We start from the raw sequence: 25,067 nt of genomic DNA on the forward strand, positions 1-25,067 counted from the left end.
GTGCTCAACTCTCGTCTCCCTTCGACAGGCGGTGGCCCAGCAGGCTGAACACCAGGGTCAGCAGGAACAGCAGGATGGAGATCGCGGAGGCGTATCCGGTCTCGCCGGAGAAGCCGAGGCCGACCTGCCGGATGAGGAAGGGCAGCGTGCGGGCGCCGCCGCCGGGGCCGCCGCTCTCGCCGCCGAGGATGTAGATCTCGGTGAAGACGCGGAGCGCGGAGATGGCGGAGAGGGTGCCGACCAGCAGCATCATCGGTTTCACCTGCGGGACGGTGATGCTGAAGAAGCGGCGGACGGGGCCGGCGCCGTCCAGGGCGGCAGCTTCGTAGAGGGAGGCGGGCACGTTTCCGAGGGCCGCGAGGTAGAAGACCATGTAGTAGCCGAGGCCCTTCCACACGGTCACCATCATCGCGGAGATCAGCAGCATCGTGCTGTCGGTCAGGAACGGGATCGGCCCGGAGACGATCCCGATCTTCTGGAAGACGGTGTTGACGAGCCCGTCGCTGCGCAGCACCCACTGCCAGATCAGGCCGACGACGACGGCCGAGGCGATCACCGGGGTGTAGAAGGCCGAGCGGAACAGTCCGATGCCGGGGATCTTCGTCCGGACGAGGACGGCGAGGGCCAGCGGCAGCAGGACCAGGCACGGCACGACGACCAGCAGGTACAGCACGCTGTTGCCGGTGGCGACCCAGAAGTCGGGGTCGGCGAAGGCGCGGGTGTAGTTGTCGAAGCCGACGAAGGTGCCGCCGCGGAGGATCTGGGCGTCCGTGAAGGAGAGGATGACGGTGTTGACGAACGGCCAGAGGCTGAACAGCGTCACCATCACCAGGCCCGGGGCGAGGAAGAGGTAGGGGGTCCACCACTTCCGGTGGCCCGGTGCGTCCCCCGGACCCCGTCCGGGGGGAGTCACTTCCGCGCCGTCCTGGCGAGCAGCTCGTTGGCCTCCTCCTGTGCCTTCTTCACGGCCGTCCTCGGATCCTGTTCGCCCTTGATGGCCTTCTGCATCTCGCGTACGACCGCGTCGCCGACCTGATTGGTCCACTGGACGGGGGTGTTGGCGTCGAGCGCGGCGGTCTTCAGCTGCCCGGCACCGACCGCGCGGGCCACGGTCTCGGCGTCCTTGCCGTCACCCCGGTCCGAGAAGTACGGGTCGGCGAGGCCGTTGGCGTTGGAGGGGTAGATCGTGGCCTTCTTGGAGAACTCCACCTGGTTGGGGCCGTTGGTGACCCACTTGGCGAACTCGGTCGCCGCGTCCAGGTGCTTGGTGTCCTTCTTGATGCCGAGCGACTGGGCGTAGATGCCGATGTGGCCGAGCTTGCCCGTGACGGCGCCCGCGACCTGGGTGGTGGCGTAGACCTCGGGGGCGTTCTGCTTGACGTCCTTGACGAAGCCCGGCGAGCCGGGGCCGAAGACGAGCTTTCCGGCGCCGTACAGCTGGTTGATGTCGTCCGACTTGAGCAGGGATTCCTTCGGCATGGCGCCCTTGGCGTACAGGTCCTTCATCCGCTCGACCCACTCCACGGCCTTGTCGGTGTCGAAGGTGAACCTGTCCCGCTGCTCGCTGAGGATCGGTATGCCCATCTTCTGCCAGTCCCCGGGCAGCCGCCCCTTGGGGTCGGCCATGAACGCGGCGTACTGGCCGTCCGACCGGGCGGCTATCGCCTCGGCGTAGTCGAAGAACTGCTCCACGCTGGTGGGCGGCTCGGCCGGGTCGAGACCGGCCTTCTCGAAGAGGACCTTGTTGTACGTGAGGATCTCGGGCGTCACGTACCAGGGGTAGGCGTACACCCCGTCGCCCTTGCCGGGGAGCTTGAACTGCTCCCAGGAGCCCGGGACATAGTCCTTGGCGACCTCGCCGTCGAGTTTGGCCACGTCGGCGAGCATGCCGCGGTCGCCGAGGAGCTGGAAGGAGTCGGTGGAGAGGTTGACGACGTCGGGGAGGGCACCGGCCTGGGCGTCGGCGACGAGTTTCTCGTTGTAGCCGTCGCCCGGCACGTCCTCCCATCTCACCTTGACCTCGGGGTACTTCCGCTCGAAGGCGTCGATGACGCCTTGGACGTACGAGGTGAACACCGGCTTGAGCTGGAGGGTGCGGAACGTGATCTCGCCGGCCACCTTGCCGGACTTCTCCGCCTCCTTCACCTCCCCGCCGCCACCGCTCAGGCCGCAGGCGGAGACCGAAAGGAGGGCGCCCGCCACGAGTGTGGCGATGGCCGTACGGCTCACGTCGGAACGGGTCATCGTCTCCGCCTTCGGGGGAGTTCCGGCCTCGCTGCCGGAGCGCACCGCCCACGCTGGCCCGAAAGGGAACGGTCCGTCAATGCGGTCGAAGTCCCGGTGGCTGACTTCTTATGGGCGGTTCGGGAAAGCACTCACTCATGCGCTTTACCGCACAGGTCCCCTGATTACAGGTCCCCGGGGTCGGTGTTCGCCCCGCACAGGACCACGGCGACCCGCTCGCCCAGCGGTTCGGACGCCGTCCGCAGCGCCGCCAGGGCGGTGGCCGCGCCCGCCTCGACCACGATCCGGTGCTCCTCCCACAGGGCGCGCCGGGAGGCGGTGATCGCCGCGTCCGGGACCAGCACCGACCGCACGTTCCCGTGCCGCGCGGCGGCCAGCGCGTCCGCCGAGACGCGGGTGGCTCCGAGCGAGTCCGCCGCCACCGAGTCCACCGCCACGTCCACGGGCCGGCCCGCCTCCAGCGCGGCGTTCAGGGCCCGGCAGTTCGCCGGCTCGGCCGCGACCACCCGTACCCCGTGCTCGCGCGCGGCGGTGGCGATCCCGGCGAACAGACCGCCGCCGCCCACCGCGACGACCACGGTGTCCACTGCGGGCAGTGCGGCCCGGATCTCGTCGAGCAGGGTCCCCGCCCCGGCGGCGATCAGCGGATGGTCGTACGCGTGGCTGCTCAGCGCCCCGCTCGCGGCGGCGAACTCCTCGCACGCGGCGAGCGCCTCCGCGTACGTGGCGCCGACGAGCCGTACGTCGGCCCCGTAGCCGCGCAGCCGCTCCACCTTCACGCGCGGGGCGTTGGCCGGCAGGAACACGGTGGCGGGCACCGCCTGCGCCCGGGCCGCCCAGGCGCAGGCGAGGCCCGCGTTGCCGCCGGAGGCGATGGTGACGCCCGCGTCGGGGAGCGCGCCGGCCGCGTGGTGGGCGGCGAGGAAGTTGCGGGCGCCCCGGGCCTTGAAGGAGCCGGTGTGCTGGAGGGACTCCAGCGCGTACCAGACGCCCTCGGCGGCGGGCACCACGGCGACCGGCCGCACCGTTCCGGCGATCCGTCCCGCGGCGGCGCGTACGGCGGCGTAGTCGAGCTGCTGTTCCATCAGTGGGCGTCCCTTCGCGTAGGCCGAGCGGCCTCGATGAGCTGGCGCAGCGCGCCGTAGTACACCTCGTGGTCGGTCAGGGCCGGCAGTACGTCGGCCAGCCCGCCCGAGAGCACCGGGAACCGCTCCGGGTCGAGCGCGGCGAGCGCCGCCCGCGAGGCGGCGGTGGCCCCGGCCGGGTCCCGGTGGTCCACGAAGGCCGCGCTGCCCAGGGTGAGCAGGTACATCCGGCGGTACGTGGTCATCGCCTCGGCGGCGGTCATCCCGGCGGCCACGCTGTCGGCGAGTGCGGGCTCGACGAGCCGGGCCAGCAGCTGCCGCCCGAGCCAGGGCCGGCCGCCGCGCAGGACGAGCAGCCCGGGGTGGGCGACGAGCAGCCGGTAGAGCCCGGTGAACCGGCGCTCCGCGGCCTCGGCCCAGTCGGTTCCGGCGGGGATGTCGGGCAGCTGGGCGGCGAGGTGTTCGGTGCACAGGTCCAGCAGGCCGGCCAGGTCCGTGCAGCGGCGCTGGACGGTGGCGTGGGAGACGTCGAGCCGCTCGGCGAGGGAGCGGAAGCTCAGGGCGTTCGGCCCCTCCTCGTCGAGGATCCGCAGTGCGGCGACGGCGATCGTCTCGGGTGTCGCGCGATCCAGGGCTGCTGATCTCCTCGGCATGAGATACACCGTATCAGACGCTGTATCAGACGACGTATCAGACGGTGTCACAGCCGCCGTATCACATGCCCTGCCACACCCCCTCGTCGCGCGCCACTCCCCGATCGTGTGACGTCTACTACGGCCAAATTGCTGGTCATTGGCCGATATGCATCGACCGTCGTTGACAGAGCGTAACCGCAGCGCTGCACTGGGCGCACGGCCTCCCGTCCACCGGATCGCCCGCCCCCCACGTCAAGGAGACTCCGTGCCGCCTCGCCTGCGTGCGTCGCTCCCCTGCCTGACCGCGGTCGCCCTGTTCGCCCTCGCCCTCCCGCCCGCCCCCGCGACGGCGGAGCCCACCGCGACCTCGGACACCCCGCTCGCGCTCACCCCGCCCATGGGCTGGAACAACTGGGCGCACTACCTGTGCGACATCGACGAGGCCAAGGTGGTCGCGAACGCGGACGCGCTGGTCCGCACCGGCCTCGCCGCCAAGGGCTACGACACGGTGACCGTGGACGACTGCTGGATGCGGGGGAGCCGCGACGCGCGGGGCGATCTGGTGACCGACACCGCCAAGTTCCCGCACGGCATGGCCTGGCTCGGCGAGTACCTGCACGCCAAGGGCCTGAAGTTCGGCATCTACGAGGACGCCGGCTCCGTCACCTGCGAGAAGTACCCCGGCAGTGGTGCCCCGGCCGGTGGCGGCGCGGACCACTACGCCCAGGACGCCCGGCTGTTCGCGTCCTGGAAGGTGGACTACGTCAAGATGGACGGCTGCAACCTGTGGGTGCCGCCGGGCCAGACGAAGGAGCGGGCCTACCGCGACGCGTACCACTCCGTCGCCGCCGCGCTGCGCGACTCCGGCCGGGACATGGTGCTCTCGGCCTCCGCGCCCGCCTACTTCCAGCAGGGCGAATGGGGCGGCTCCGACTGGCACAAGGTGCTCGGCTGGGTCGGCGAGACCGGCCAGCTGTGGCGCGAGGGCAAGGACATCAAGGTGTACCAGCCGGCCGCGCCCGCGACCTCGCGATGGAGCTCGGTGATGGGGAACTACGGCTACAACCGCTGGCTCGGCCGGTACGCGGGCCCCGGGAACTGGAACGACCCCGACTTCCTGATCGCGGGCGCGCCCGGGCTCACCGCGGCGGAGAGCCGCAGCCAGGTCGGCCTGTGGGCGATGATGGCCGCCCCCTTCATCCTGTCCTCCGAGGTCTCGCGGCTCACGCCGGCCGGGCTCGACGCGCTCGGCAACGCCGACCTGATCGCGCTCGACCAGGACCCCATGGGCCGCCAGGGAGCGGTGGTCTCCTCCAACGCCACCTTCGAGGTCCTGGCCCGGCCGCTCGCGAACGGCGACCGCGCCGTGGCCGTGCTCAACCGGTCCGGCGCCACCCGGAACATCTCCGTACCGCTGGCCGACATCGGGCTGGACTCCTGCACGGTGGACGCCAAGGACCTGTGGACCGGGAAGCGCACCGAGGTCTCCGACTCCCTGACCGGAAGGCTGGCCGCGCACGACACGGCCGTCTGGCGGCTCAGCCCGCGCGGTTGCGACGAGGCCGTCCCGACCGGGCAGATCGTCGGCGACGGCGCGAAGTGCGCCGACGGGGCCAACACCACCGGCGTCGGGGCGGTCGTGATGGCGGGCTGCACCGCGGCCGCAGACCAGCGCTGGACCCTGGGGCCCGACGCGAGCCTGCGGCTGGCCGGCGAGTGCCTGTCGGCGGGCGAGAACGGCCTGGTGGAGCTCGCGGACTGCGCGCCCGGGGAGCCCGGGCAGAGCTGGACGCACCGCCGGGACGGGGCCCTGGTCGAGGCCGTCAGCGAGCTGTGCCTGACGGCTCCGGCGGCGGCCGCGACCCCGGACGCCCCGGCCGAGCGGCTGCGGCTGACCGAGTGCGGCGACCACCGGGTCGACCAGGCCTGGGCCCTGCCGGTCTGACGGCGCGCCCGATGACGACCTCGCAGCGGATCCCGGCCGGCGGCGTGGCCGGCCAGAGCTCCGGCCCCACCCCGCGCCCGGCGCCCGGCCCGGCGGCACGCCCGGCACCCGGCCCGGCGGCACGCGCCGCGGCACGTACACGCTCCCGGCGGGCCGCCCTCGCGGTGCTGCCCGCCGCCCTGCTGACCCTGGTCTGTGCCGGAGCCGCCCCCGGCGCCGGATCGCCCGCACCCGTCCGCGTACGAGAGGACGCGCGGCCGGCGGCTCCCGGGCCGCGGACCTTCGACGCCGCCCCCGCCCGGGCCGCGCTGGAGCGGCTGCTGCCCCGGCACGCCGGGCAGTTCACCCTCGTCCCCGACGCGGCCGCCGGGCCCGACACCTTCACGGTGTCCGGGTCGGCGGGCGCCATCACCGTACGCGGCTCCACCGGGGCCACCCTGCTCACCGGGGTCGGCTGGTACCTCCAGCACATCGCGGGCGCCGACATCGGCTGGCCCGGCGACAGCCTCGGGATGCTGCCCGCGAAGCTGCCGGCGGTACCGGCGCCGGTCACCCGCGGCGCACTGGTCCCGCACCGGTACGCGCTCAACGACACGGACGACGGCTACTCGGGCCCGTACCGCTCCTTCGAGGAGCACCAACGGCAGATCGACCTGCTCGCCCTGCACGGCATCAACGAGGTGTTCGTGCAGGTCGGCGCCGAATACCCGTACTACCGGGCGCTCCAGGGCTTCGGCTACTCCGCCGAGGAGCTGCGGGAGTGGATCCCCGGCCCCGGGCACCAGAGCTGGTGGCTGCTGCAGAACCTGAGCGGGTTCGGCGGCCCGGTCACCGAGCGGCTGATGCGCGAGCGCGCCGAGCTGGGCGGGCGCATCGCCGAGCGGCTGCGCGAACTCGGCATGACCCCGGTGCTGCCGGGCTACTTCGGCACCGTGCCGCCTGAGTTCGCCGCCCGCAACCCGGGGGCGGCCACGGTGGCGCAGGGCGACTGGGCGGGCTTCGACCGGCCCGACTGGCTGGACCCGTCCTCGCAGGTGTTCCAGCGGCTCGCGGCCGCCTACTACGCCGAGCAGCGCGCGGTGTTCGGGGACAGCGCGATGTACCGGATGAGCCCGCTGCACGAAGGCGGCCAGACGGGCTCCGTGGAGGTGAAGTCGGCAGCCGGAGCGATCCAGCAGGCCCTGCACGCGGCGCATCCCGGCGCGCTGTGGGCGGTGCTGGGCTGGCAGGACGATCCGACGGCGGAGCTGCTGGCCGGGGTGGACACCTCGAAGCTGCTGATCCTGGACGGGCTGTCCGACCGGTACAACCGCCTTGACCGGGAGACCCGTTGGGGCGGCGCCCCGTACGCCATCGGCACGATCTACAACTTCGGCGGGCACACCACGATCGGCGCCAACACCTCGGTGTGGATCGACCGGTTCGGCGCCTGGCGCGCGAAGCCGAACAGCGCGCTGAAGGGGATCGCGTACCTGCCGGAGGCCACCGGGACCAATCCGGCCGCCTTCGACCTGTACACGGACCTGGCCTGGGAGCCCGCCCCCGTCGACCAGCGCGCGTGGTTCGCCGCTTTCGCGGCCCGCCGGTACGGGCGGCCCGACGCGGAGGCCGCCGCGGCGTGGGAGGAGCTGCGCAAGGGTCCGTACAGCACCTCCTCGGGTCTGTGGTCGGAGTCCCAGGACAGCCTGTTCACCGCCCGGCCGAGTCTGACCGCGGCGGGGGCGGCGTACTGGAGTCCCACGTCCCTGCGCTACCCGGCCGATTCGGTGCGCAAGGCCCTGGACCACCTGCTCAAGGTGAAGCCGGAGCTGCGCGGGTCCAGCGCGTACCGCTTCGACCTCGTGGACACCGCCCGGCAGGCGCTCGCGAACCACTCCCGGGTACTGCTGCCGAAGATCAAGGCGGCGTACGAGGCCGGGGATCTGGCCGCGTTCCGCCGCCTGACGGCCGCATGGCGGGACGCGGAGCGGGAGTTGGACGCCCTCGTCGGCTCCGACCCGAACTTCCTGCTGGGCGGCTGGCTGGGCGCGGCCCGTTCCTGGGGCGCGGACGAGGCCGAGCGGGACCGGTACGAGTACGACGCCCGCTCGCTCCTGAGCGTGTGGGGCCGGCGCGCCACCAGCGAGGGCGGCTTCCTGCACGACTACGCGAACCGCGAATGGAACGGCCTGATCGGCGAGTTGTACGCCCGCCGGTGGGACGTGTACTTCACCTCGCTGGAGAAGGCCCTGGTGGCGGGTACCGCGCCGAGGGCGATCGACTGGCACGACTTCGAGGAGGACTGGGCGCGGCGCACCACCCGGCATCCGAGCACGCCGAGCGGGGACCCGTACGCCCTCGCGGCCGGGGTCGCGCGCGCACTCGCCGCCGGCACCCTCGGGCGGTGATCTCACCCTCCCGGGGGAATCTCGTTACCCGTCCGGGGGACGGGGAAGCAAGCGGCTCGCCGCGCGGGCGGGCGCTCGGTTCACTGGCACGGAACGCTCAGGGGCGGCCGTCGGAGCTGTCCGGCGGCCGCCCCTTCCCACGCCGTCAGAAGGGCACGAGCATGTCCGAGACCGAGCCGGAGCGTCCTCTCGCGACGCTGGAGTTGCTCACGCTCCTCGCCGCGGGGGCCGCGGATCCGGCCCCGGACCCGTTAGGCCGGTCCGCGCGGCGGGCGCAGGAGCCGCCGCACGCCTGCGATCCGCGGGGGCTGCTCACGGAGGGGGTGGTGGAGCTGCGCAAGCGCGGGGAACTCGCCGCCGGCCGGGCCGGCGCGGGACCGGAGCCCGAGGACGTCAGCTACCCGCAGTCCATGGCCCGCCGCGCCGCCGAGCGCGCCGGCCGTCCGCGCGCGGGGGGATGACGCGGGGGATAATCCGTAGCGATCCCGGCGGACGGTGACGCGTATGACCCCTGTGACCCCTGTGAAGGCAGACCCGAGGCATCCGCACCGCCGCGCGCTCGGCGCCCTCAGCGGGGTGGTCGCCGCCTGCGCCGGGCTGGCGCTGGCGGAGCTGGCCGCCGCGGCCGTCCGGCCCGAGTCCGCCCCGCTCACCGCGGTCGGCGGGGCCGTGGTCGACCGTACGCCGGCGGCCCTCAAGGAATGGGCGATCCGCCAGTTCGGCACCGCCGACAAACTCGTCCTGACCCTCGGCATCGTCGCCGTCCTGGGCGCGGTGGCCGTCGCGGCCGGGCTGCTCGCCGTACGGCACCTGCCCGCCGGAATCGGCCTCGCCGGCCTGTTCGGGGTGATCGGGGCGGTGGCCGCGCTGAGCCGCCCGGAGGCCTCCTGGCGGGACGCCCTGCCGGCGCTGGTGGGCGGGCTGGTCGCGGCCGGGGTGCTGTATCTGCTGGTCACGGCGGTGAACCGGCCCCGGCCGGTGGGCGGGGCGCCCGGCGGGACGTGGCCCATGGACCGGCGCGGCTTCGGGCGGCTGGTCGTGGCCACGCTCGCGGTCTCGGCGGTCGCCGGTTACGCCGGGCGCCGCCTCGGCGCCCACGGTTCGGCGGGGGCCACCCGCTCGCGGGCGGACCTCGTCCTGCCCCGGCCGGCCGTACCCGCGCCGCCCGTCCCGGCCGGCGCGGAGCTGCGGGTGCCGGGGATCTCCCGGTTCTTCACGCCGAACCGGGACTTCTACCGCGTGGACACCGCCCTGGTCGTCCCGCGCGTGGACGCGGACACCTGGCGGCTGCGCATCCACGGCGAGGGCGTCAGGCCCCTCACCCTCGATCTGCGGGACCTGCTCGCCCGCCCGCTGGTCGAGCACGACATGACCCTGAACTGCGTGTCCAACGAAGTCGGGGGCCCGTACGCGGGCAATGCCCGCTGGCTCGGCGTACGCCTCGCCGACCTGCTCCGCGAGGCGGGGGTCCGGCCGCCGTCCCAGGGCGGTCCGGCCGACCAGCTGGTGGCGCGCTCGGTGGACGGCATGACGATCGGCACGCCCGTCGAGACCGTCATGGACGGCCGGGAAGCGCTGCTGGCCGTCGGGATGAACGGTGAGCCGCTGCCCTTCGCCCACGGGTTCCCGGTCCGGATGGTGGTGCCGGGCCTGTACGGATATGTGTCCGCGTGCAAGTGGCTGCGCGAGCTGCGGCTGACCACCTTCGCGGCGTACGACGCGTACTGGGTGCGCCAGTCGTGGGCCCAGCGGGCGCCGGTCAAGACCCAGTCCCGTATCGACACCCCGCGCCCGTTCGACGAACCGGAGGAGGGCCGGGTGGCCGTGGCCGGGGTGGCCTGGGCGCAGCACCGGGGCATCGCCCGGGTCGAGGTACGGGTGGACGGCGGTCCGTGGCGGGACGCCCGGCTCGGGGACGCGGACGGGGTCGACACCTGGCGGCAGTGGGTGTGGCCGTGGGAGGCCACACCCGGCCGCCACAGTCTGGAGGTCCGCGCCACGGACGGCACGGGCGCCGTCCAGACGGGCGAACGCACCGGCACGCTCCCGGACGGGGCGACGGGCTGGCACACGGTGGCGGTCCGGGTCCGGTCGCGCACCGGGATCACCCCGTGACGGCGTCCCCCGGGGGCCGCGGTGCGGCGGGGCGGGGGCGGGGGCGGGGGACGAGGATCACGTCGGTCTTGAAGGCCTCCCGCTCCAGCAGCCAGCCCTCCGGCCGGAGTTTGCCGATCAGCTCCGAGCGGAGGTCCACGGCCTCCCCTAGGCCGGCTGCCTTGGCGGTGATCTCGGCGAACCAGTCCGGCTCGCCGGACGCCGTGCGCAGCGGGGTCACCTGCATCTCCAGGGCGCGGCCGAGGAGCCGTCCGGGGTAGCTGGTCTGGCGTACGGGGCCGTACACCAGGGAGTTGGCGGTCACGGCGTCGGCCCAGCCCGCGGGCTTGCGCGGCCAGTTCCTGAGCTTTCCGGGCATCCGCTCGCGTGCCAGGGCGCGGGAGGCTTCGGTGCCGGGCAGTTCGCCGGGGGCGAGGTGCGGGGCGGGCTCGCGCTTCTTGTTGGAGAAGTCCAGGGTGGCCCGGGCGTAGCCCAGGTTGACCTGCGGCACGTAATTGGTGTCGCTGGCATCGAAGTTGACCTCGTTGGCGCGGTCGAGCGCGCGCCGCACGGCCGCCGGGTCGGCGCCGTTGCCCTCGATGGCGAAGCGGGTCTTGTAGGTGAGGCGGATCCGGCCTTCGTCGCCGTCGCGGCGGATCCGGATGATCCAGCACTGTCCGGCGAGGCTCAGCCGGTCGTCGTCCATGTACTGGACGGACTCGAAGCCGGCGTCCCCGGCGAGGGAGAGGGCGGCCGCGGGCTCGGCGAGCGGTACGCCGTCCAGGTCGAGGACCGTGCCGGGATTCAACAGCAGCTTGACCTGGTAGGTCGGTTCGGCGTTGGCGGCGGCGGCCCGGGCGAGGGCGGCCGCGACGGATCCGTTGATCACAGCGCGTACAACGCCGTCGCGGCGCGGGAGGTACGCCCGCGTGGGCCACGCGGCGCGTGTCGGCGAGTCGTTCGAAGGCCCCTGAGCGGCTCAGGCCTCGACGCGCTCCGACACGGTGCGCACCGACCCCTCCCGGAGGGGGGCGCACCGTACATTGGCGGGACAACCAGGACACCCCAGGAGCCGGCGCCGTGGAGCTGACCAGCACGTCGTTCCTCGTCACACTCATCGTCACCACCGCCCTCGCGATGCTCGCTCTGCTGCTCCTGTGGAACCGGATCCCCGGACCCGGCTGGGTGCGCTGGCCCGCGCGGGTGCTGATGACCGGGTTGTGCCAGCTGACGGCCATCTGCGTCGTCGCCGCCTCGATCAACGGCAGTTACGGGCTCTACTCCTCCTGGGACGACCTGCTGGGCACCGGCACCGGTCAGGACGCCTCGGCGATGACCGGTCCGCCACTCGGGCGGGCCAGGTTCATCCGGGGCGGGGACGGCACCCGCAGCACGTACTTCCGCGGCTCGCACTCGAAACTCGCCGGTCAGGTCATGGTGTGGACTCCCCCGGAGTATGACGCGCCGGGCGCGGAGAAGACCCGGTTCCCGGTGCTGATGCTGCTGCACGGGTACCCGGGCTCGCCCCGGACCTGGATCGACCTGGGCAACATGCCGGGCTCGCTGGAGCGGCTGGTGCGGCTGGGCGCCTCCCACCCGTTCATCGTGGTGATCCCGGAGCTGTACCCGGGCGGGGTGAACACGGACTGTACGAACACCCCGCGGCGCAAGCTGGCCGACTGGCTCGCGCGGGACGTGCCGGACCTGGTCGCCAGGAACTTCCGTACCCTGCGCCGGCCCGAGGGCTGGGGGCTGATGGGCGTCTCCACCGGGGCCTTCTGCGCGGCCAAGCTGCCGCTCCAGTACCCGAAGGTGTTCCGCGCGGGCGCGGCCCTGGAACCGGATCCGCTGACCGGGGACCCCGCGGTGCTGTCCGACCCGGCGGTGCGGGAGCGGAACAGCCCGATGTGGCTGGTCGCGCACGTGAAGAACGCCGACACCGCCCTGTTCCTGGCCACTTCGGCGCAGGACGAGAACAGTCCGCCGCGGCAGCTGGCCGCGTTCGCCGAGGCCGCCGAGGGCACCGGAGTGCGGGTCAAGACCCTCGTCCGGCCCCGGGGCGGCCACAACTTCCAGACCTGGACCGGGATGTACCCGGACGCGCTGGGCTGGCTGAGTACGGAGCTCTCGCCCCCGGCCGCTACGGCCGCGTCAGGCGCACCGGCAGCTCCTCGGCGCTGTTGCCGATGAAGCCGCGCTGGTGCGGGAGTTCGGGCTCGGGGACCGCGAGGTCGAGGTCCGGGAAGCGGGTGAACAGCCGCTCCAGGGCGATGGTCGCCTCCAGCCGGGCGAGCGGCGCGCCGACGCGGTAGTGCGCCCCGTGGCAAGCCCGCGCGTGGTTCCACGCCGGGTGGCCGGGTGCGGCGTACCGTCGCGGCATGGCGGAACCACAGCGGACACTCGAAGGCGGGGTCGCCCTCGTGGCGGGCGCGACGCGGGGCGCGGGGCGCGGGATCGCGGTGCAGCTGGGCGCGCGGGGCGCGACGGTGTACGTGTCGGGGCGCAGCACGCGCGGGAGGCGGTCGGAGTACGACCGTCCGGAGACGGTCGAGGAGACGGCCGAGCTGGTCACGGCGGCGGGCGGGCACGGGATCGCGGTGGTCGCCGATCATCTGGTGCCCGCGGAGGTCGAGGCGCTGGTGGGGCGCGTCGATCGTGAGCAGGGGCGGCTCGACGTCCTGGTGAACGACGTCTGGGGCGGCGAGCTGCTCTTCGAGTGGGACAGCACGGTCTGGGAGCACGACCTGGACAAGGGGCTGCGGCTGCTGCGGCTGGCGGTGGAGACCCACGCCATCACCAGCCATTTCGCGGTGCCGCTGCTGCTGCGCGAGCCGGGCGGGCTGGTGGTGGAGATGACGGACGGCACGGCGGAGTACAACGCGAGCCACTACCGGGTGTCGTTCTTCTACGACATCGCCAAGTCGGCGGTCCTGCGGATGGCGTTCGCGCTCGGGCACGAGCTGGGGCCGCGCGGGGCGACGGCGGTGGCCCTGACGCCGGGCTGGCTGCGGTCGGAGATGATGCTCGACACCTTCGGGGTGACCGAGGCGAACTGGCGGGACGCGCTGGAGAAGGTCCCGCACTTCGGTATCTCCGAGACGCCCTCCTACGTCGGCCGCGCGGTCGCGGCGCTGGCCGCCGACCCGGACGTGTCGCGCTGGAACGGGCAGTCCCTCTCCAGCGGTCAGCTGGCCCGGGTCTACGGTTTCACGGACCTGGACGGCAGCCGGCCGGACGCGTGGCGGTACATGGTCGAGGTCCAGGACCCGGGCCTCCCCCCGGACCCCACCGGCTACCGCTGAGCGGTCTCGCCCCCAGGGGGTGTTTCTCGGATCTCCGCGGCGTCGCGGGGTCTGGCACGAGAAACACCCCCTGGCGCCGCTCAGCCCTCCCGGGTGTCGAGCAGCCGGGCGAGGCCGTCCAGGACGCACCGCAGACCGAAGGCCCACACGGTGTCGGGGCTGTACGCGCCCACCGACCCGCCGACCCGGACGGCGAGCGGGTAGCGCTCCGCGTCCATGGCCCGCTCCAGCAGGGGCGCGCTGACGGTCCACCACTCCTCGTCGCTCTGCCGCCTGTTGTGCGCCTCGGCGTCGGCGGCGGCCAGGGCAGTGGCGTGGACGAAGCCGAGGAGGTGGGTGAGGGCGGCGTCCATCTCGGCGTCGGTGAGCCCGATGCCCTCGAACGCCGCCAGCTCGTGCTCGTACTTCCCGATCACCCCGGGTCCGAGCGGAGGGCGGGTGACGGACAGGTCGGCGATCCAGGGGTGCCGGACGAGCAGGTCCCGGTTCTCCTCGGCCACCCGGGTGACCTTCGCCCGCCACGGGTCCCCCGCTCCCGCCTCCCGGCGCTCCATGGTCCGGTACGCCTCGTCGAGCATGAGGTCGAGCAGTTCGGCCTTGCCCGGCACGTACGTGTACACGGTCATCGGGGTGACGCCGAGGCGCTGGGCCAGCGCCCGCATGGTCAGCGCGGCGAGCCCCTCCTCGTCGGCGAGCCCGATCGCGGCCAGCACGACGGCATCGACGCTGAGCCCCTGCCGCGGCCCGCGCCGCCCGCCCCGCGGCTCCTGGCCGGGCTCTCGCCACAGCAGCTCCAGGGTCCGCACGGGGTCGCCCGCACCGCTCCGGTCCTTCGCCACGACGGGCCCCTTCCACCATCTTCGGGAAAACTTTCTACGCCGTACAGAATACTATGTACAATGTAGGTTCGAGACACTGGCGCGACAAGGAGTTCCGTGCAGATCACCAGCACCGCGATATCCCTGAACGTTGATGACGTCACCGCTTCCGCCTCCTTCCTGGCCAGGCATTTCGGCTACGAGGAGGTGATGGCCGCCGAGGGCTTCGCCTCCCTCGCCCACTCCGGCGGACCGCAGGTGATCTTCCTGCGGCGCGGCCTGGAGGTCCTGCCCCAGGGCTTCCGCGACCAGCACGCGGCGGGACAGATCCTGGCCTTCACCGTGGCCGATCTGCCCGGCGAGTACGAGCGGCTGCGCGCCGAGGGCGCCCCGATCACCATGGAACTTCGCGAGGAGCCGTGGGGCGAGCGCCTGTTCCAGGTCACCGACCCCAACGGCGTGATCATCCAACTGGTCGACTGGGCCGGCGAAGCCGGCAACGACAACGCCACCACCACCACCAACGAGCAGACCGCGACCGCCGCCGACGGCCACCAGGTCATCCAGGTCCGGGGCGCCCGCGAGAACAACCTCGCCGACCTCTCCCTCGACATCCCCAAGCGCCGGCTCACCGTCTTCACCGGCGTCTCCGGCTCCGGGAAGTCCTCGCTCGTCTTCGGCACCATCGCCGCCGAATCGCAGCGCATGATCAACGAGACGTACACCGCCTTCATCCAGTCGTTCATGCCGAGCCTCGGCCGGCCGGACGTGGACGGGCTGCACAACCTGAGCGCCGCCATCGTGGTGGATCAGGAACGGATGGGCGCCAACTCCCGCTCCACCGTGGGCACCGCCACCGACGCCTACACGATGCTGCGGATCATCTTCAGCCGGATCGGCGCCCCGCACATCGGCACCTCCACCGCCTTCAGCTTCAACACCCCGGACGGCATGTGCCCGCACTGCGAGGGGGCCGGCCAGGTCTCCGACATCGACGTGGACCAGATCGTGGACCGCGAACTGTCCCTGAACGAGGGCGCGATCACCGCCCCGGGCTTCGCCGTGGACTCCTGGTACTGGCAGGTCATGGCCAACTCCGGCTTCTACTCGCCCGATACGAAGCTCAAGGACTTCACCGGGCAGGAGTGGGCCGACTTCCTGCACAAGCCGGCGGTGAAGGTGAAGGTCGGCTCCGCCAACAACACCTATGAAGGCCTGATCACCAAGATCCAGCGGACGTACCTGTCCAAGGACCGCGAGTCCATGCAGTCCCACATCCGGGCCTTCGTGGACCGGGCCGTGGTCTTCGCCGACTGCCCCGGCTGCGGCGGCACCCGGCTCTCGGCGGCCGCGCTCTCCTCGCGCATCGACGGGGTGAACATCGCCGAGTGCTCGGCCATGCAGATCAGCGACCTCGCCGCGTTCGTCCGCCGGATCGATGACCCGGGCGTGGCGCCGCTGCTCGCCAATCTACGGGGCCTGCTCGACTCCCTCGTCGAGATCGGCCTGGGCTACCTCAGCCTGGACCGCTCCTCGGCCACCCTGTCCGGCGGCGAGGCCCAGCGCGTCAAGATGGTCCGGCACCTCGGCTCCTCGCTCACGGACATCACGTACGTCTTCGACGAGCCGACCACCGGCCTGCACCCGCACGACATCCAGCGGATGAACGATCTGCTGCTGCGCCTGCGCGACAAGGGAAACACCGTGCTGGTCGTGGAGCACAAGCCCGAGGTCATCGCGATCGCCGACCACGTGGTGGACCTCGGGCCGGGCGCGGGCACCGCCGGCGGGCAGCTCTGCTACAGCGGGGACGTGGCGGGCCTGCGCGCCTCCGGCACCCTCACCGGGAACCACCTCGAACACCGGGCGCGGCTGCGGGAGTCGGTGCGGACCCCGCGCGGGCAGCTGTCCGTGAAGGACGCCGATCTGCACAACCTCAAGGACGTCAGCGTGGACGTGCCCCTCGGGGTGCTGGCCGTGGTGACGGGGGTGGCGGGCTCCGGGAAGAGCTCGCTGATCCACGGCTATCTGGCCGGGCGGGACGGGGTGGTGGTGGCCGACCAGTCCCCGATCCGCGGTTCGCGCCGCTCCAACCCGGCCACGTACACCGGGCTGCTGAACCCGATCCGGACCGCCTTCGCCAAGGCCAACGGGGTCAAGGCGGCGCTGTTCAGCGCGAATTCGGAGGGCGCCTGCCCGAACTGCAACGGCCTGGGACTGGTCTACACGGACCTGGCGATGATGGCCGGGGTGGCCTCGGTCTGCGAACAGTGCGAGGGCAAGCGCTTCACGCCCGAGGTGCTCACGTACCTGCTGCGCGGCAAGAACATCAGCGAGGTGCTGGACATGCCGGTCACCGAGGCGCACGCGTTCCTCCCGACCGGCCAGGCCGGGGCGATCCTGGGGCGCCTCGCCGATGTGGGCCTCGGCTATCTGCGGCTCGGGCAGCCGCTCAACACCCTGTCGGGCGGCGAGCGCCAGCGGCTCAAGCTCGCCATCAACATGGCGGAGAAGTCCTCGACGTACATCCTGGACGAGCCCACGACCGGGCTGCACATGGCCGATGTGGACAAGCTGCTCGCGCTGCTGGACCGGCTCGTGGACGACGGCAACTCGGTGATCGTCATCGAGCACCACCAGGCGGTGATGGCGCACGCCGACTGGCTGATCGACATCGGCCCGGGCGGTGGCCACGACGGCGGCCGGGTCGTCTTCGAGGGCACCCCGGCGACCTTGGTGGCCGAGGCGGACACACTGACCGCCCGCCACCTGCGCGCGTACGTCGGCGCCTGACCCGGCAGCCCGCGAGGAGAACGCTGTACGAGAACGCCGTACGAGAACGCCGTACGCAGCCCCCTCGCGGGCGTACGCGCCATGCGTACGGCGTTCGCACGTGCGCTAGGGTGGGGCCATGTCGGCAGACGAGCAGCAGCGGAACCCGAACCCCACCACGCCCGCGGCCGCCCCGGCCGTGCCCTCGGTCTGGACGCGCCCGCGCCGGCAGAAGGAGCAGCCCGCGCTGAGCCGGGACCAGATCGTCGCCGCCGCGGTACGGCTGCTCGACGCCGAGGGCATCGAGGCGCTGAGCATGCGCAGGCTCGGCAGCGGGATGGGCTCGGCGGCTACCTCGCTCTACCGGCACGTGGCCAACAAGGACGAGCTGATCGAGCTGGTCGTGGACGAGGTCTACGGGGAGCTGGAGGTGCCGGAGGTTCCGGACTCCGGCGATCCGGCCGGATGGCGGGCCGCCGTCGCGCTCAGCGGGCACAGCCTGCGCGCGATGGGCCTGCGGCACCCGTGGGTGGCCTCGGTGCTCGGGCAGGTCGGGCTCGCGCACCTCGGCCCGAATCTGATGAACATGTCCGAGCGGATGATGGCGCTGTTCCAGTCGGCCGGCTTCCCGCCGGGCGAGGCGGACCTCGCGATGAAGGCCGTCATCTCCTACGTCGTCGGCGCGACGACCAGCGAGGCCGCCTACCTCTCGGCGCTCGCCCGCAGCGGCCGCAGCGAGCAGGAGTGGCTGGAGAGCCTGCGCCCGGCCGCCGAACAGGCCCTGGCCGAGCATCCGTTGCTGGCCGTGGAGCACTCGGCACGGGAAGGCCGGGACCCGCGGACGCTGCGCGAGGAGAACTTCGACTACGGCCTGCAGCGGGTCCTGGACGGCCTGGAGGCACGGCTCGGCCACGGCTGAGCGGCGCCCGGGGCCGGGTCACGGCCGGACAGGCGTCACGGCCGGACAGGCGTCACGGCCGGACAGGCGTCACGGCCGGACAGGCGTCACAGCCGCAGTTCGCGGTCCGCGCCGAGCGGGGCGAAGAACCGGGCCACACCCTCGTCGGTGACCTCGGACAGCGTGGCCGGCGACCACCGCGGGGCGCGGTCCTTGTCGATGACCTGGGCCCGGATCCCCTCCACCAGGTCGGGAGAGCGCAGCGCGTTGCAGGAGACCCGATATTCCTGCGCCAACACCTTTTCCAGCGAGCCGAGTTCGCGCGCCCTGCGGACGGCCGCCAGGGTGACCTTGAGCGAGGTCGGCGACTTGGCCAGGAGGGTCTCGGCCGCCTCCTTGGCGGCCGGGTCCCCCTCGCCGAACAGCCGCTCCACGATCTCCTCGACGGTGTCGGCCGTGTAGCACCGGTCGATCCAGGGGCGCCGCTCGGTCAGTTCAGCGGGCGCCGTCGGCCGGCCGGCGTACCGCGCCAGCACCTGGCGGACGGGCGCTCCGGCGAGCAGTCCGGCGGTGAGGTCCGCCAGCCGGGCGGCGGGGACGAAGTGGTCGGCGAGGTCGCAGAGCAGCGCGTCGGCGGCGCCCACGGCGGAGCCCGTGAGCGCGAGATGGGTGCCGAGCTCCCCGGGGGCGCGGCCGAGCAGGTGGGTGCCGCCGATGTCCGGGACGAAACCGATGCCCGTCTCCGGCATGGCGATACGGGAGCGCTCGGTGACGATGCGGACGTCGCCGTGCGCCGATACCCCGACGCCGCCGCCCATCACGATGCCGTCCATGAGGGCGACGTACGGCTTGGGGTAGCGGGCGATCCGCGCGTTGAGCCGGTACTCGTCCCGCCAGAAGTCCGCGGAGGCGGTGGTACCGGCCTTCGCGTCGTCGTGTATGGCGCGGATGTCCCCGCCCGCGCACAGGCCGCGCTCGCCCGCGCCCCGGATGAGGACCTGGGCGACGGCGGGGTCGCGCTCCCAGGCGGTCAGGGCCTCGGAGATCCGCAGCACCATGGGGTGGGTGAGGGCGTTGAGGGCCCTGGGGCGGTTGAGGGTGATCACCGCCGTGCGGCCTTCGACATCGAACAGGACCGTGTCGTCTACGGCATCTTCGCTCTTCACACCGGCCAGTATGTAGCGTGGTCCGCCATGCGAAAGATCATCCTGATGATGTCGATGTCCCTCGACGGCTTCATCGAGGGGCCCGAACGGCAGATCGACTGGCACCTCGTCGACGACGAACTGCACCGGCACTTCAACGACGAACTCCGCTCGATGGGCGGTTTCCTCCACGGCCGTGTCATGTACGAGCTGATGGCGGGGGTCTGGCCGACCGCCGACGCCGACCCCGAGATCACCCCGCCCATGGCCGAGTTCGCGGGGATCTGGCTGGACATGCCGAAGTACGTGTACTCGCGGACCCTGCGGCAGGCCGACGTCGGCTGGAACTCCACCGTCGTACGGGACGTCATCCCTTCCGAGGTCGCCGCCCTCAAGGCGGCCCCCGGCGGTGATCTGGTCCTGGGCGGGGCCAATCTCGCCGCCTCGTTCCTCCGGCACGGCCTGGTGGACGCGTACCGGATCTATGTGCACCCGGTGCGCATCGGCCGGGGCACACCGCTGTTCCCGCCCGAGGGCGATCCGAGGCCGCTGCGCCTCGAAGGCACCCGCACCTTCGGCAACGGGGTGGTCCTGCTCTCGTACGCGCGCCCGTAGGGGGATCGCGGGCCGCCGCCCCGCCCGCGGCGTTCTCCGAGATCCCGGCCGAACTCGCCGCACTCGGTGACGTGGTCGTCACCAAACGCCACTGGGGCGCGTTCACGTCACCAGATCCGGAGCCGCTGCCGGACCGGCGGCGGACAGGCCACCTCCACCCATACGACCTTGCCGTCCGCTCGCGGCCGGAAACCCCAGCGCCGGGCGAGCCGGTCCACGATGAGCAGCCCGTGGCCGCCCGGCCGCGTCGGATCCACGTCCTGGCCGGTGTGCGGCACCGGCGGCGCCGGGTTCCCGTCCGTCACCTCGATCCGCAGCCGCTCCGGGGTGCAGTCCAGGACCAGGGCGGTGGGCCCGCCGCCGTGCAGGATGGCGTTGGCGACCACCTCCGACACCACCAGCAGCACGTCATCGGCGGCATCGCGGTCCTCGTCCGCCACCGGCGGGAGCCACCGCCAGGCGGTCAGCGCCCGGCGCGTGAAGTCGCGGCTGCGCGTGACGACATCGGCGCCCGCGTCCAGCGGCAGACTCCAGATCCGGTCGCACGACCCGCGCTGCTCCATGACGCTCAAGGCTCCTCCCTGCCGGAGTCGGCCGTACGCCGCGTTCCGGCCCGCCGCGTCTCTCCGTACGTTCGTCACCTTCGGCTACGTGTCCGTGTCCTCGGGGTGGCCCAGCGCTTCTTCCACACTGGCGTACACATCGAACACCCGGTCCACGCCGGTGATGTGGAACATCCGGGCGACCGCACCGCGCAGCCCGGTCACGCGCAGGATGCCGTCGGCCGCCTTGATCGCGAGCCGGCTCTGCAACAGCACGTTCAGCCCGGCGGAATCACAGAATCCAAGGTTCGTCAGGTCCACCACCAGGAGGCCTCCCGGGGTGGCCGCCGCGTCGAGGGCCTGCCGTAGCGGCCGGGCCGTGTCATGGTCCAGCTCCCCGGCGAGCGCGAGGACGACGGCCCCGTCCACGGACTCGACCTCCACCGTGAACCGTTCTTGATCCACTCCCGTCACCATCGGTATCACCCATTCGTCCGCTCCCCCGGCGCCTGCCCGGATCCCGGCGGGATACGCCTACGCGCTCACACGTCCCGGCCCGCGCGAGGCCGCCCGGTGGGCGGGCAGGTGGAACGGCGGACGGCGGATCATCCGGGAGACCCGGATCAGCGCTCTCTGGTCCAGCGGGGGCAGGGCGGTGGCGGTCCCGTCGTCGAGGAGCGGGGGCTCCGCGTCCCCGGACGCCGACTTGGCTGCCATGGCATCGACCAGTACGGCGGCCTCCACGGCCGCCTCGGCCTTCTCGGGGGCCAGCCCGAGGGCGGACGCCCGCGCCGCCGCCGCGCGCGCGACGGCCGGATTCCGGTAGGGCCGCAGGGCGAGCCGGCCGTCCTGGACCTCGGCGACGCGCCGGGTGGCTTTGAGCTCCACGTCCCACCAGGGCACGGGCAGCGAGGCCACGACGGCCGGCGTGGCCTCCCGCAGGGCCCGCCACAGCGGCCCCAGCTGAAGGAAGACCCGGTTCTCCCAGAGGGTGCGCTCCACACTGCCCCCGACCATCGGCAGGGTGAAGCCGATGCCGGTGAAGAGCGTGCACGCGAAGGCGAACCCCCGGGACACCTCGGAGTCCAGCCAGTCCCACTGGGTGCCGCCGCACCAGCGCGCGGAGACCGCGAGGAGCTTCGATCCGTCCAGGCCGATGTTGAGGGCGAAGCCGAGGATCAGCACCCGCAGGCCGCGGCGCAGCCACTTCGGTCCGGTGACGCCCGCGGCCCAGCGCACGCACAGTACGGTCGCCATGACGCCGGCCATGGCGTGGGCGGCCAGGTAGAGCAGGATCATTTCCCTGATGAAGGGGGTCCTGGCGTAGTACGGGTCGAAGTCCACCCGGCGTTCGACGGGCGCGTCACCGAGCGCGAAGAGCGTGACGACCCCGATGACGGCGAGGGCGTAGGCCGCCATCAGCCAGCGCACCCAGCGGGTGGCCTTCTCCGGGCTCCAGTCGCGCCAGTAGATGATCAGGGTGAGGACGAGCGCGCTCTCCAGGGTGAGCATCGAGTACACGAGGGGCGCGCTGAAGTTGGGGACGCCGGTCGCGGCGTTCACGACACCGATCACGTCGGGGTTGGCGCAGGCGAAGCAGGTTCCACCGAGGAGCAGCACCCCGCACACGAGGACGTACAGCGGGTCGCGGTTGTGGCGCAGGCCGGGCGCCTTGACGAGGAACGCGAGCCACATCAGGCCGGAGACGGCCCAGAAGCCGCTGTTCTCACTCACCAAGCGCCGCCGCCGGCCGGTCCCAGGGAGACGTTGAGCTTGTGTCCGAACGCGCTGGAGGACTGCGGGACATGGGCGCCCTTGCCGAGCCAGCGTTTGCTGCGCATGGCGAGCAGGGAGCCGAACAGCTCGCAGGCGCGCTCGCCGTCCTCCCCGCAGTCGGTGCGCGCGGAGGAGCGGGCGGCGATCCGCTCGACGGTGCTGGCGGTCAGGTCGGGTGCGAACAGGTCCGCGTAGTCCGACTCCCCGAGGATCTGCGCGTGGCCGGAGTCCTCCTCCATGTGCCACAGCTCGTGGCCGAGGATGCCTAACTGGTGTTCGGGGTCGGTGTTGGCCTCGATGAGGACGAGGTTGCGCGTCCGCGTCCATACGAGCAGGCCGCTGACGGTGCTGACCGGGAAGGAGACCAGGTGCGGCTCGACAGGCTGGTTGTGCCGCTTGGCCATCGCCTCGCACAGCGCGCGGAAGACGACGGCGGGTTCTACGGGAGCGTGCAGCTTGATGCCGCGGATGAGGTCGTCCCGTGTGCGGCGCATTCTCTTGATGTCCATGTCGTCCTTTGACCTGAGGGAGTGGTCGTGCTCCGCGCTATCTGCCGCTCGCCTCGGGCCGCAGAATGCTTTCCACCAGGCCGAGCAGGGTGGCGGCGGTGGCCTTGTCCCTGACCGACACCCTGGCGCTCCGCCGGGAGGTCGCGAGCGCCTCGCTGCTGTCCCGGCACCGGCGGCGCAGACGGTCCACGTCGTCCACGCCGTCCGTGTCGTCCTCGTCGTCGAAGCCGCCCGCGGGGGCGCCGGCCGCCGGACGGGGTGCGACGGCCCGACCGGACGCACGCGCCGACTCCAGGGCCAGCAGCCTGCGTTCCACGGCCGCGACGGCCGGGTGTGATTCCGGCTTGACGAAGTAGTCGACGCCGTCGAGCCCGAAGAACGCGGCCAGGCTCAGGGCCCGGTCGAGCCCCGGCACCGATTTCCCGTTGCGGAGGTTCGCCACGTGCTGCTGGCTGATCTGCGTCCCCGCGGCGACCTCGACATCGAAATAGCGGGCTCCACCGTCCGGATAGCGCAGTTCGATCAGGCGGCTGAGCCGGGCGCCGAACAGTTCGGCACCTTTGGCCCGGTCTGCCGGCACTCCCGGTGAAGGGGGGATCATGCTTCGGCATCGTAGGTCCCGAGCGCGGCCCTTCGGAAGAGACGGATCCACAATTGTTGATCCGTCCAGCCATATCAGCCACATCCGGCGCAACAATCGCGCCACCGCCAACCCGCGTACCCGATCCGGTCTCCCTGATGCGGCGTCAATTGACCGAAAAAGTGGCCCTTTCACGTGTGGCTATGCTCATGTCCCGAGTGATCAGGCGTCTTTATCGATCACTTATGGGCACAGTGGGGCGGCCGAACAACACCCCCACACGACCGTATGACCGGAGAATCGATGGACAGCAACCTCGCCATCCAGCCCGCCACTGGCGGCCAGGCATTCGACGAGAGCCAAGTGCCGCTCTACTACAGCCGCAAGACCGCGGACATCCTCCACAAGTACGGGCCAGGACCCAGAGTCCATTTCCACATGGGCCTCTTCGCCCCGGGCGCGATGCCGAACACCACCGTTTCCCAAAGCGTGCTCAAGCGCCGCATCGTGGAGTCCCAGGAAGCCATAGTCGAGCACGCGGCCCGTAGTTGGGGCGCGTACGCCACCCCTCCCGGCAGCGTCCTCGACATCGGCTGCGGAGTGGGCGGCGGGTCGCTCTACTGGGCCCAGGAGCACGGCGCGACGGTCACCGGGCTCACGGTCGCGGCCGATCACGTGCCCGTGATCGAGGACTTCGCCCGCCAGGCGGGGGTGGGCGACCGCGTGACCCCGCTCCTCGCCGACGTGCACAGCTTCACCACCGACCGGCTGTACGACGCCGCCTACGCCAACGAGAGCTCCGGTTACATGGACCGCGAGCGGCTCTTCGAGGTGGCGGCCAAGTGCCTGAAGCCGGGCGGCTGGTTCGGCATCCAGGAGCACTTCATCTGCCGCCCCGAGTGGACCGAGTTCATCGACGGCTACTACAAGACCCGCCTGGGCACCCTCACCGAGTACATCACCGCCGCCGGGGCCGCCGGCTTCGAACTGGAGCAGGACGAGGACGTCACGGACCGGGTCGCCGAGTTCTGGGTGCAGTCCATGGCCTGGAACACCGCCGAACTGGACCGGGTGGAGCAGTTCGGCGCCCCGTCCGCCTGGTCGCGCGAGCGGCTCCAGGAGTCCACCATCACGCACGGCAAGCTGTTCCGCATCTGGCGCGACCACGCGCTGGAGACCCGGCTGCTGCTCTTCCGCCTCGGCGGGGGCAGCTGACCGATGGCACCCGTGTACCGCGAAGACGCGCACCCCTCCCGCATCGGCTGGCAACTGCCGCCGTTCTACTGGCCGTTCGAGAACGGTCTGATCCACCCCAAGGCGGCCGAGCTCGAAGAGCGGGCGATCGCCTGGATCGACGCCTTCGGCCTCTACCCGGACGCCACCGAGCGCGCCTGGGGACTGGCCACCCGTAGCGCCGACTTCATCAGCAGGATCGCCCCCTACGGCGATGTGGAGCCGATGCTGCTCTTCGCCGAGTGGAGCTACTGGGCCTTCGCCGCCGACGACGGGCAGGGCTCGGATTCCGGCGCGGCACGCACGGCGGCCGTCATAGACCAGGGCACCCGGCTCTTCCGCACCGTCGAGGCGCCCGGCTCGGGCCTGCTTCCGCCGGGGCCGCACACCGCCGCGCTGGAGGACCTGGTGGCCCGCACCCGGGCCATGCTCACCCCCGTACAGCTCCACCGCTTCACCGAGGGCATCCGGGACTGGGTGTAAGGCG

At 72.3% G+C, this 25,067-nt stretch carries 23 protein-coding genes and 1 pseudogene; 11 read left to right on the top strand and 13 right to left on the bottom strand.

Translation table 11 applies throughout. The features are described 5' to 3' along the window. Positions 1 to 4 precede the first annotated feature (4 nt). The 4 genes from MTF65_RS06105 to MTF65_RS06120 all read right to left on the bottom strand — a co-directional run bounded on the left by MTF65_RS06105 (position 5) and on the right by MTF65_RS06120 (position 3,982). Entirely contained in the window at positions 5 to 913 is a 909-nt protein-coding gene (locus MTF65_RS06105) for a carbohydrate ABC transporter permease (RefSeq protein ID WP_374207165.1), read from the bottom strand. Continuing rightward, positions 910 to 2,244 carry a sugar ABC transporter substrate-binding protein gene (locus tag MTF65_RS06110; protein WP_243627144.1) on the bottom strand — a complete coding sequence of 445 codons (1,335 nt, stop codon included), beginning with the start codon at positions 2,242 to 2,244 and terminating at the stop codon, positions 910 to 912. The genes MTF65_RS06105 and MTF65_RS06110 overlap by 4 nt, the downstream gene beginning before the upstream one ends. A gap of 164 nt (positions 2,245 to 2,408) precedes the next feature. Further along, complete coding sequence (locus MTF65_RS06115) at positions 2,409 to 3,329, bottom strand: serine/threonine dehydratase (protein WP_243627145.1); 921 nt, start codon at positions 3,327 to 3,329, stop codon at positions 2,409 to 2,411. Continuing rightward, positions 3,329 to 3,982 carry a TetR/AcrR family transcriptional regulator gene (locus MTF65_RS06120; RefSeq protein WP_243627146.1) on the bottom strand — a complete coding sequence of 218 codons (654 nt, stop codon included), beginning with the start codon at positions 3,980 to 3,982 and terminating at the stop codon, positions 3,329 to 3,331. The genes MTF65_RS06115 and MTF65_RS06120 overlap by 1 nt, the downstream gene beginning before the upstream one ends. Before the next feature lie 247 nt (positions 3,983 to 4,229). Between MTF65_RS06120 and MTF65_RS06125 the strand changes: the two genes are divergently transcribed. From MTF65_RS06125 to MTF65_RS06140, 4 genes are all read left to right on the top strand, one after another. Beyond that, positions 4,230 to 5,909, top strand: coding sequence for a ricin-type beta-trefoil lectin domain protein (locus MTF65_RS06125; protein WP_243627147.1), 1,680 nt, complete (start codon positions 4,230 to 4,232; stop codon positions 5,907 to 5,909). An 11-nt stretch (positions 5,910 to 5,920) separates the two neighbouring features. After that, positions 5,921 to 8,296 (top strand): alpha-N-acetylglucosaminidase, encoded by a 2,376-nt coding sequence (locus tag MTF65_RS06130; protein WP_243627148.1) that lies wholly within the window; start codon positions 5,921 to 5,923, stop codon positions 8,294 to 8,296. A 161-nt stretch (positions 8,297 to 8,457) separates the two neighbouring features. Beyond that, a complete protein-coding gene (locus MTF65_RS06135; RefSeq protein ID WP_243627149.1) occupies positions 8,458 to 8,757 on the top strand; it encodes a hypothetical protein in 300 nt (99 codons plus the stop codon). Positions 8,758 to 8,800: 43 nt separating this feature from the next. Beyond that, entirely contained in the window at positions 8,801 to 10,411 is a 1,611-nt protein-coding gene (locus MTF65_RS06140; RefSeq protein ID WP_243627150.1) for a molybdopterin-dependent oxidoreductase, read from the top strand. On the opposite strand, the gene MTF65_RS06145 is transcribed toward MTF65_RS06140, so the two are convergent. Further along, the gene (locus tag MTF65_RS06145) at positions 10,401 to 11,279 is read right to left on the bottom strand and encodes a hypothetical protein (RefSeq protein ID WP_243627151.1); all 879 of its coding nucleotides are present in this window, start codon (positions 11,277 to 11,279) and stop codon (positions 10,401 to 10,403) included. The two genes, MTF65_RS06140 and MTF65_RS06145, sit on opposite strands and share 11 nt — an antisense overlap. Positions 11,280 to 11,470: 191 nt before the next feature. On the opposite strand from MTF65_RS06145, the gene MTF65_RS06150 reads away from it, so the two are divergent. Next, on the top strand, positions 11,471 to 12,580 hold the full coding sequence (locus tag MTF65_RS06150; protein WP_243627152.1) for an esterase family protein: 1,110 nt from the start codon (positions 11,471 to 11,473) through the stop codon (positions 12,578 to 12,580). Here MTF65_RS06150 and MTF65_RS06155 read toward each other — a convergent pair. After that, positions 12,531 to 12,719 (bottom strand): annotated as a pseudogene (locus MTF65_RS06155) (cytochrome P450); the annotation flags it as partial. The gene MTF65_RS06150 and the pseudogene MTF65_RS06155 overlap by 50 nt on opposite strands. A 49-nt stretch (positions 12,720 to 12,768) precedes the next feature. On the opposite strand from MTF65_RS06155, the gene MTF65_RS06160 reads away from it, so the two are divergent. Then, positions 12,769 to 13,692 carry an SDR family oxidoreductase gene (locus MTF65_RS06160; RefSeq protein WP_243627153.1) on the top strand — a complete coding sequence of 308 codons (924 nt, stop codon included), beginning with the start codon at positions 12,769 to 12,771 and terminating at the stop codon, positions 13,690 to 13,692. A gap of 80 nt (positions 13,693 to 13,772) precedes the next feature. Here the strand turns inward: MTF65_RS06160 and MTF65_RS06165 are convergent, their stop codons facing one another. Next, the gene (locus MTF65_RS06165; RefSeq protein WP_243627154.1) at positions 13,773 to 14,531 is read right to left on the bottom strand and encodes a TetR/AcrR family transcriptional regulator; all 759 of its coding nucleotides are present in this window, start codon (positions 14,529 to 14,531) and stop codon (positions 13,773 to 13,775) included. 96 nt (positions 14,532 to 14,627) lie between these two features. On the opposite strand from MTF65_RS06165, the gene MTF65_RS06170 reads away from it, so the two are divergent. Both MTF65_RS06170 and MTF65_RS06175 read left to right on the top strand, forming a co-directional pair. Further along, positions 14,628 to 17,303, top strand: coding sequence for an ATP-binding cassette domain-containing protein (locus tag MTF65_RS06170; protein WP_243627155.1), 2,676 nt, complete (start codon positions 14,628 to 14,630; stop codon positions 17,301 to 17,303). A gap of 118 nt (positions 17,304 to 17,421) precedes the next feature. Further along, positions 17,422 to 18,201 (top strand): TetR/AcrR family transcriptional regulator, encoded by a 780-nt coding sequence (locus MTF65_RS06175; protein ID WP_243627156.1) that lies wholly within the window; start codon positions 17,422 to 17,424, stop codon positions 18,199 to 18,201. A gap of 86 nt (positions 18,202 to 18,287) precedes the next feature. Here MTF65_RS06175 and MTF65_RS06180 read toward each other — a convergent pair whose 3' ends face one another. Further along, complete coding sequence (locus MTF65_RS06180) at positions 18,288 to 19,346, bottom strand: enoyl-CoA hydratase/isomerase family protein (RefSeq protein ID WP_243627157.1); 1,059 nt, start codon at positions 19,344 to 19,346, stop codon at positions 18,288 to 18,290. 27 nt (positions 19,347 to 19,373) lie between these two features. Between MTF65_RS06180 and MTF65_RS06185 the strand changes: the two genes are divergently transcribed. Continuing rightward, positions 19,374 to 19,940, top strand: a complete 567-nt coding sequence (locus tag MTF65_RS06185) for a dihydrofolate reductase family protein (RefSeq protein ID WP_243627158.1) — start codon at positions 19,374 to 19,376, stop codon at positions 19,938 to 19,940. Between the two features lie 107 nt (positions 19,941 to 20,047). Here MTF65_RS06185 and MTF65_RS06190 read toward each other — a convergent pair whose 3' ends face one another. From MTF65_RS06190 to MTF65_RS06210, 5 genes are all read right to left on the bottom strand, one after another. After that, on the bottom strand, positions 20,048 to 20,503 hold the full coding sequence (locus MTF65_RS06190; protein ID WP_243627159.1) for an ATP-binding protein: 456 nt from the start codon (positions 20,501 to 20,503) through the stop codon (positions 20,048 to 20,050). 84 nt (positions 20,504 to 20,587) lie between these two features. After that, a complete protein-coding gene (locus MTF65_RS06195) occupies positions 20,588 to 20,947 on the bottom strand; it encodes an STAS domain-containing protein (RefSeq protein ID WP_243627160.1) in 360 nt (119 codons plus the stop codon). A gap of 69 nt (positions 20,948 to 21,016) precedes the next feature. Beyond that, positions 21,017 to 22,216 carry an MAB_1171c family putative transporter gene (locus MTF65_RS06200; RefSeq protein WP_243627161.1) on the bottom strand — a complete coding sequence of 400 codons (1,200 nt, stop codon included), beginning with the start codon at positions 22,214 to 22,216 and terminating at the stop codon, positions 21,017 to 21,019. Continuing rightward, positions 22,213 to 22,767 carry a hypothetical protein gene (locus MTF65_RS06205; RefSeq protein ID WP_243627162.1) on the bottom strand — a complete coding sequence of 185 codons (555 nt, stop codon included), beginning with the start codon at positions 22,765 to 22,767 and terminating at the stop codon, positions 22,213 to 22,215. Before MTF65_RS06205 ends, MTF65_RS06200 begins: the two co-directional genes overlap by 4 nt. 37 nt (positions 22,768 to 22,804) lie before the next feature. Beyond that, entirely contained in the window at positions 22,805 to 23,368 is a 564-nt protein-coding gene (locus MTF65_RS06210) for a helix-turn-helix transcriptional regulator (protein ID WP_243627163.1), read from the bottom strand. 282 nt (positions 23,369 to 23,650) lie between these two features. Here MTF65_RS06210 and MTF65_RS06215 point away from each other — a divergent pair, with 282 nt between their 5' ends. After that, a complete protein-coding gene (locus MTF65_RS06215; RefSeq protein ID WP_243627164.1) occupies positions 23,651 to 24,562 on the top strand; it encodes a cyclopropane-fatty-acyl-phospholipid synthase family protein in 912 nt (303 codons plus the stop codon). A gap of 3 nt (positions 24,563 to 24,565) precedes the next feature. Then, complete coding sequence (locus MTF65_RS06220; RefSeq protein ID WP_243627165.1) at positions 24,566 to 25,063, top strand: hypothetical protein; 498 nt, start codon at positions 24,566 to 24,568, stop codon at positions 25,061 to 25,063. Positions 25,064 to 25,067 lie beyond the last annotated feature (4 nt).

The organism is Streptomyces sp. APSN-46.1, from assembly GCF_022815725.1.
Taxonomy (GTDB): Bacteria; Actinomycetota; Actinomycetes; order Streptomycetales; family Streptomycetaceae; genus Streptomyces.

Coding starts and splice junctions, on each gene's coding strand:
- MTF65_RS06110 (WP_243627144.1), bottom strand. CDS start 2,244: ATGACCCGTTCCGACGTGAGCCGTACGGCCATCGCCACACTCGTGGCG.
- MTF65_RS06115 (WP_243627145.1), bottom strand. CDS start 3,329: ATGGAACAGCAGCTCGACTACGCCGCCGTACGCGCCGCCGCGGGACGG.
- MTF65_RS06120 (WP_243627146.1), bottom strand. CDS start 3,982: ATGCCGAGGAGATCAGCAGCCCTGGATCGCGCGACACCCGAGACGATC.
- MTF65_RS06130 (WP_243627148.1), top strand. CDS start 5,921: ATGACGACCTCGCAGCGGATCCCGGCCGGCGGCGTGGCCGGCCAGAGC.
- MTF65_RS06135 (WP_243627149.1), top strand. CDS start 8,458: ATGTCCGAGACCGAGCCGGAGCGTCCTCTCGCGACGCTGGAGTTGCTC.
- MTF65_RS06140 (WP_243627150.1), top strand. CDS start 8,801: ATGACCCCTGTGACCCCTGTGAAGGCAGACCCGAGGCATCCGCACCGC.
- MTF65_RS06160 (WP_243627153.1), top strand. CDS start 12,769: ATGGCGGAACCACAGCGGACACTCGAAGGCGGGGTCGCCCTCGTGGCG.
- MTF65_RS06175 (WP_243627156.1), top strand. CDS start 17,422: ATGTCGGCAGACGAGCAGCAGCGGAACCCGAACCCCACCACGCCCGCG.
- MTF65_RS06185 (WP_243627158.1), top strand. CDS start 19,374: ATGCGAAAGATCATCCTGATGATGTCGATGTCCCTCGACGGCTTCATC.
- MTF65_RS06190 (WP_243627159.1), bottom strand. CDS start 20,503: ATGGAGCAGCGCGGGTCGTGCGACCGGATCTGGAGTCTGCCGCTGGAC.
- MTF65_RS06205 (WP_243627162.1), bottom strand. CDS start 22,767: ATGGACATCAAGAGAATGCGCCGCACACGGGACGACCTCATCCGCGGC.
- MTF65_RS06210 (WP_243627163.1), bottom strand. CDS start 23,368: ATGATCCCCCCTTCACCGGGAGTGCCGGCAGACCGGGCCAAAGGTGCC.
- MTF65_RS06215 (WP_243627164.1), top strand. CDS start 23,651: ATGGACAGCAACCTCGCCATCCAGCCCGCCACTGGCGGCCAGGCATTC.
- MTF65_RS06220 (WP_243627165.1), top strand. CDS start 24,566: ATGGCACCCGTGTACCGCGAAGACGCGCACCCCTCCCGCATCGGCTGG.